Origin of the sequence: Microvirga zambiensis WSM3693, assembly GCF_016735695.1 — a bacterium.
In the GTDB taxonomy this organism is placed as follows: domain Bacteria; phylum Pseudomonadota; class Alphaproteobacteria; order Rhizobiales; family Beijerinckiaceae; genus Microvirga; species Microvirga zambiensis.
Genome location: NZ_JAERQD010000130.1, coordinates 1 through 6,660, shown reverse-complemented (window position 1 = coordinate 6,660; position 6,660 = coordinate 1). Strand labels below are relative to the sequence as shown.

At 60.1% G+C, this 6,660-nt stretch carries 3 protein-coding genes and 3 pseudogenes; 4 read left to right on the top strand and 2 right to left on the bottom strand.

Annotated features, from left to right (window positions below; all coding sequences use genetic code 11):
- Positions 1-148 (top strand): ATP-binding protein (locus tag JKL46_RS33820; protein WP_201842798.1); only part of this gene is annotated, 148 nt, incomplete at its 5' end.
- Between the two features lie 86 nt (positions 149-234).
- Here JKL46_RS33820 and JKL46_RS36135 read toward each other — a convergent pair.
- Positions 235-434: pseudogene (locus tag JKL46_RS36135) on the bottom strand (IS3-like element ISBcen22 family transposase); the annotation flags it as partial.
- Between the two features lie 73 nt (positions 435-507).
- Here JKL46_RS36135 and JKL46_RS33815 point away from each other — a divergent pair.
- Positions 508-1,453, top strand: a pseudogene (locus JKL46_RS33815) (IS630 family transposase).
- A 231-nt stretch (positions 1,454-1,684) separates the two neighbouring features.
- Positions 1,685-2,881: pseudogene (tnpC, locus tag JKL46_RS33810) on the top strand (IS66 family transposase); the annotation flags it as partial.
- Between the two features lie 45 nt (positions 2,882-2,926).
- On the opposite strand, the gene JKL46_RS33805 reads toward tnpC, so the two are convergent.
- Positions 2,927-5,866 (bottom strand): hypothetical protein, encoded by a 2,940-nt coding sequence (locus JKL46_RS33805; RefSeq protein WP_246529719.1) that lies wholly within the window; start codon positions 5,864-5,866, stop codon positions 2,927-2,929.
- Here JKL46_RS33805 and JKL46_RS36130 point away from each other — a divergent pair.
- Positions 5,834-6,205: a hypothetical protein gene (locus JKL46_RS36130; RefSeq protein WP_246529720.1), complete on the top strand. Its 372-nt coding sequence runs from the start codon at positions 5,834-5,836 to the stop codon at positions 6,203-6,205. The genes JKL46_RS33805 and JKL46_RS36130 overlap by 33 nt on opposite strands.
- The last annotated feature ends 455 nt before the right edge of the window (positions 6,206-6,660 follow it).

Genomic DNA, 6,660 nt, shown 5'->3' with positions numbered 1-6,660 from the left:
GATCGTCACGACCAACCTGGCTTTCGGCGAGTGGCCAAGCGTGTTTGGCGACGCGAAGATGACCACCGCCTTGCTCGACCGGCTGACCCACCATTGTGAAATCGTCGAGACCGGCAACGAGAGTTGGCGCTTCAAGAACCGGATCTGATGACGCCGCAGAAAGGCGGCTTTCCATCTATGCCGGCAGGGTCAGAATTGGATGCTGATCGAGGGTCAAACTTGGGAGCCGATTGACAGCCGCTGCCCGACCTCGATCGCCAGCCCCTCGCGCGTGAACACATCCATCACCGTCAGAGCCCGGAACTCTGGCCGGTGCTGAGCGCATCATGGACGAAGTCGAGGCTCCAGGCCTCGTTGGGTCGCTTCGGCCGGCAACGGGCCTGGCGTTGAACGACCATCTTGCGCCGCCGCGGCTGCTTGCTGCGCAGGGCTAGAGCGGTTTGGGGTTGAACGGAATCGCGAGATCTGACTCTCTGTCGGTCGGGGGCGTGAGCGCAGAGGCTCGCCATGACCACACCGTTGTCTCAGGACCTGCGCCGGCGCATTGTCCGCGCTGTTGAGAAGGGCAGCTCGATCCGCCAGGCGGCCGCTCGGTACGAGGTCAGCCCCTCGGCCGCCGTGAAGCTGATGCGGCGGCTGCGCGAGACCGGCTCGGTCAGGCCAGAGCGCATCGGCGGCCATCGTCGCCCGGTGCTCGAGCCGCATCAGGATCTGCTCCGCTCTCTGGTGGAGGCGAAGTCCGGCATCACGCTCGCTGAGATCCAAGACGAACTGCGCGCCCGCGGGATCGAGGTGCAGGCGCTCTCGACCATTCACCTGATGCTCAAGCGCATGGACCTGACGCACAAAAAAAGACACTCCGGGCGGCCGAGCAGGACCGGCCGGCGTAGCCCACGAGCGTCATCGCTTTCGCGTGTGGCAGCGTTTCATGGATGCCAGCCGCTTCGTGTTTCTGGATGAGACGGGCACCGCCACCAACATGACGCGGCGCTATGGCAGAGCGCCGCGCGGACAGCGGGTGATCGACGCTGTGCCGCACGGGCACTGGCTGACCACGACCTTCGTGGCCGGCCTGCGCGAGAACGGGATCATCGCTCCGCTCGTGGTTGACGGGCCCATGCGGGGCGAGATCTTCAAGGCTTATGTGGAGCAGATGCTGGCACCAGCCCTCTCGCCTGGCGATGTGGTCGTGCTCGACAATCTGGCCGCTCACAAGGTGGCTGGCGTCGCGGAGGCGATCCGAGCGGTCGGGGCCAGCTTGCTGTATCTGCCGCCCTACAGCCCCGACCTCAATCCGATCGAACAGCTCTTTTCCAAGCTCAAGGCGCTGCTGCGCAAGGCAGGTGCACGCACGAAGGAGGTGCTCTGGACCACCATCGGGGAACTGATCGATGCGTTCTCGCCCGCGGAGTGCCGGAACTACCTTAGGAACTGCGGTTATGACCCCGTCTAAATCGAAACTGCTCTAGCCCCTTCTGTAAGCGGTAAGCAGATCGCATCTGGCGCGGCGTGATGCGATGGCTGATCTTTACTGACACAGAGGCAAGTATTGCGCGACAATCTGAATTGGGAGTGCGCGGCGATCAGGCCGGTGATTGGCTGTCGCGGCGGGCATGATGATTGTCGCGCCGCGACACAGATGCAAGCACTTTCTTGATTGTCGTTGCGAGCGTCAATCAGGAGCACATCCTCGAAGCCACCCTCAACCGATCGCAAAGAGCGTCGGGATCAGACCAAGCCCGGTGGCGCCAAGCCGGGACATGAAGGGCACCGCCGCGCCATGAGCCCGGATGTGGATCACCTCGTCGACCATCAGCCGGACCACTGCCCATGCTGCCGTGCCAGGCTGGCGACCGATCTTCCGACCGAGACCGTGAGCGAACATGACACGATCGAGCTGCCCGTGATCAAGCCGTGGATCGAGCGCCATCGGCGTCTTGCGGTTCGCTGTCCCGCCTGCGGCACGCGGGCCGTCGCGCCCGTGCCGGACGCCGCCAAGGGGACGCCGTTCGGGCCCCGCGTCCATGCCATGGCGACCTATCTCAAGACCTTCCAGGCCCTGTCGTACGAGCGGCTGCAACGGGCATTCGCCGACCTGTTCGGCCTGACGCTCAGCCAGGGTGGCCTGATGAACCTGCTGCGGCGGGCGCAGCGCACCTTCGTGGCCGAGCGCGACAAGGCCGTCGCGGCGTTGCGCCAGGCCCGGGTCATCGCCTCCGACGAGACCGGCGTCCGGATCGAGGGCTGCAATGCCTATCATTGGGTGTTTCGCTGCGCCGAGGCGGTGGTCCATCACGCCTCGCCGACCCGGGGCGCCGTCGTGGTCCGGACCATGATGGACGGGCACCAGCCCGAGGTCTGGTGCTCCGACCGCTACAGCGCACAACAGGGCCATGCCGCCGCGCACCAGACCTGCCTGGCCCATCTTTCCTGCGACGTTGCCGATGCCGATGAGATCAGCGACGATGTCCTGCCCTCGCGTCTCAAGCTGTGGCTGCACCGGGCCTTCGCCCTGGCGGAGGGTGTCGGAACCCTTGCCGCCTCGACCCTGGCCCGCAAGCGCCGCGCTCTGGAACGCAGTCTCGATGCCATCCTAGCCGCGCCGACCTCCTGTGATCTCGCCCGTGACCTGCAGAGCAAGGTTCGGCGCGCCTGCGATCAGCTTCTGACCTTCGCCCACTGGCCCGGCTTGGTTGAGGCAACCAACAACGCCTGCGAACGCGCGCTCAGACCGGCCGTGATTCAGCGCAAGGTGACCAACGGCTATCGCGCTATATGGGCAGCCGAGGGCGAAGCCGACATTCGCACCGTCGTCGACACGGCTCGTCTCGGCCCGGGAACCAACGCGTTCAAGACAATCCTTCAGACCGTGTCCGCCTGAACCTCAGCTCAAAATGGGGCGTGGGTAATTACGAACAACCCGCAATCAATGTAGACGTCCAAGCATTGTCGCCTTTGCTAACGCTCCATCATCCAACGCAACTCGTGCCCCTTTGAAGAAGTCGTGCAGGCTCTTCGGCATCTTGTTACGCCGAGGATCGAATCCGGATTGCCGGCCCAGCTCCATCATGATGTAGCTCCCCAGTGCGCGATAGCTCTCGAACTGGGCTTCCCCAAAGAATTGATCGACAGTAGTTTCGTGTGGGAACGCGGGATTCGCTAGCGCGTAGGCGCGGACATCCGCTGGAGGATCAATCAGTCCGCGGTAACCGGCCTTGATGAAAATCAGGTGGCCGAGTGCGCGTCTGAACCTGCCTCGCTTCTCTGGATACTCAATGATCGCAAAGGCGCTAAACGCGCCAGGGATCGCCGTCTCACCAGGCGCCAGCATGTCGAGATGCGTGAAGCTTATCCGTATCCCAAAATCAATTGCAGCCTTTCGCACTACGCTGCCCAGGTCAGCGTAATCATATTTAGGATCACAAGTCGCATCGCTCACGATGATGAAGCGGCACCGGCGACGGAGCATTTCGTAAAGGCCGAGATTGTCGAAATGGCCGCCGTCAGAAAGATAAACGTACTGGCTTAAGTCATCGGTCTGCGCAAAAGCCTCGTCTACCAATGGGCGCCATGCGAAGTGGGGGCCACGATGGCGAAAAACGGCCGCGCCTGATGCAATCTGCCCGCCAGCATCGCCTGGATTCCCTGCCCATATGCCAAGACGAAGGTTGAAGAGCGTCATCAAGAGAGAAAGTCCCGGGAGAGTTGTATAGCCAGAGTTAGGGGAAACCGCGGCGCCGGAAACTGTCATGCCCCACCCGAGACGGATGCCGCACGCATAATCCTGAGTAGGCCTAAATCCAAGACGAGGAGTAGCGCCGCTGCCGCAGTACGCCGGAGTAAATACGAACGAAACTGCCTTGCGATCCTGCCATTCCAGTCGGTCCGTCGCTGCCATGTTCAAGGCCGCATTGATGACAGGGTAAAGGCATTTCTTGCCATCCTTGGTGGTCCAACAATCAGCAAGGCCGATATCGTCAGTTTCGTCGAAGCCCGTCCAATAATTTGGCCGGCGCTGCGCGTTGCTCGCGCCGAGAAATTCGCGCGTCAGTCGCATTCGATACAGATCGTAAAGTGAGAAACGATTGATGTTGACGAAGTGTGCTGCACCTGCGCTGAGTATCAACAGCGCAGCGGCTGCGACCAAGATCCCTAGCTGCCCGCATCCACTCAGAGGATTGAGATACAGCGGCGATTCATCCTGCGGCGAACCGAGCTTGAGGATTTCTAATAATGTCCCTCCGAAAAACAGGTGATCGAGCCCGGCCGAAAGTACAATGATCAGAACGCTTGCGAATATCGGTGTGGCGATAATGAGAATGGTCCGAACTGGCAGGCGCGAGCGCCCGGTCCCATAGCCGAACACACTGCTGAGAGAACTTGCTCCGAGGCCGATTGACCCGATGGCAGATGCAACCGCGGTCAGCACCGCAGCAACCTGCTTGACTGTCAGTGTCCAGCTTTCCCCCGACACGGGCAGCGTTGGAATCCACTCAGGACCGATAATCGTCAAAACGCATGCGACAGCGAACGCTAGAGCACACAGGACAAGATAGCTGCCGGTTCGGGCGACCCACTCTCGCTCTTCATCACCCCACACATCATTCCACTGCCGACCCCGAATGGGCTGTGGGCGTCGGACGGTGAGCCCGAGATAGACTGCATCGCCGGTCAGATAGCTGAAAACGAACCAGAGCGGCGCAAAAGAAAGGACGATTGCGGTGCTTCTAGGAGTACAATGCGGCAGAAGGGCAGCGAGTTTTACTCCGAGTGCCAAAAACAGTCCGCCCGTTCCGCCTGCCGCAATGGCGGCCGCTGCCAGAAGTGCAATGGCTCGCAGACCTGCGGTCGAGACTGTGGCAGAGCCAGATTGCGGCGGCGTCGGTGAGGAACACTCGTTATCCAAGGCGCTAGGATCGCTTCGATTCGTCCTCGCTGCCGCGAGAGCAACCGATAGCATGAATGCAAACGCGGCTCCGACCGCACCTGCCAGAATGAACAGGATGAATTGGCCGATCGCAACCTTGTTGAGAAAGACGATTAGATTTTCCGGAAAGCCCCATAACCAATCCAGGCCAGTCATGCCGAGCGGAACCTCGCCGAGTCTGACAGAATCGCTTGTTACGGCCGAAGGCAATTTCTTCGGCAGGGCCTGTGGCAGGTCATTCGCCGTAGAAACGCTAAAGAGCAGGGCGGCTGATAGCGCCAGCGCTATACCAATCCTGGGACCCCAAACTTCAGTGCGGCTCGGGGGTACTTCTGAGGGTTGAGGGGAAGAGCGGGCGCGTTGGATGGGCGGGCCGTGCGACGCCCTTGCGTGCTTGCGACGCTCATTCATCTGGGGGACCGTCCGGCTCACATCCCACGAAGGCCGGGCAACCGAATAGGCAGTCCAGGCGAGGACTGCTAGTCCCGCCAGGAGTAGGCACTGAAGGAGATGCAGGATGTCAGTTCGCGGTCGTGGCGCGCAGACCGCGCCAGGAAGCGGAAGCAAACTGTCGCAATGGACGAGGATTACGAGAAGTTTCACGAAGAGCAGTATTGCTGCAACGAATGGAACAATGACCAAATGGTTCAGAAAGAGGTTCCGCCCGACGACGAGTACTGTCGCCCACGTGTCAGCAGAAAGCAGGCCCTTGAGAGGAGTCAGGTAGTTCGAACTGCGACGCAGATTGCTTATCGCCTCAGGTGCTGCTGAAGGTACTGCACCATTTCCCATTTCATCCGGCCATGTAAGGCCAGGCAACACATCATGAATTCCTCTTGGTGCGCGGGACCGCCACGCTGTGAGCCAACAACCAATGTATCCTCCCCCTGAGACGGTTGAAAGAAAATGGAAGCGCTCAAGGAGACCGAGCCGAGCCAAGCCCTGCAGAATACCCAAATTGAAAGCAGCGCTACGGACTCCGCCGCCGGAAAGGCAGACGGCCGTACGCCCATCGCCAACCAAGCTATGGACATTCTGATAGAAGGCTTGGAACGCTTGCGCCTCCGAGGTATCCGCTGCGGCCAAGCTAGGCTCGGTAATTTGAAGCTGGGACTTTGCAGTGTGGGGGCGACCGTAGAGACATCGAGCGTTTCCATGAAGATCAGCGAACTCCTTTTTCAATACATTGACTTGTGTAGATGCTCTATCAGCATTGGTGCCATCGCCAGCGCGAAGATCCCGGCTCCGTTTGACGTAAATGATTTTGGTGCTAAGTAAATTCATTTCCGATTTTACCTATGGCGCTGGAGATCGCGAGTAACTAATAATTCAACTAAGCTGGTAATCTTAAGCTGATAGGCTTGCGATATTAAAGGATTTCGCGTTAAATGGGAGACCTCGGACCCATACGAGATTATAGCAGCGTTTGACGGTCAGGGACATCAGTATGATCGCGATTGCTGAACTTAATGCGTATCTCCGGATCACGGTTTTACCGCAACCACGGCAGCAGCGTGGGCACCAAGCTACCGCAATGGTGCGAGTTGGGACATCATTGGGGTTCGAGATCACAGCTCTGACAGTCGGATCGCATGGTACAGGCGTGTGCCATCCCTCGTGATGCCGGTCTGCGGGAGGTTAAACTGGCGCTGATACGGCACTGTTGCGTTAACCTCGGCAGTGTAATCCGGATCGGCCAGTCGAGGAGCCGTTCTGTTGTCTCTGTTCAAGCG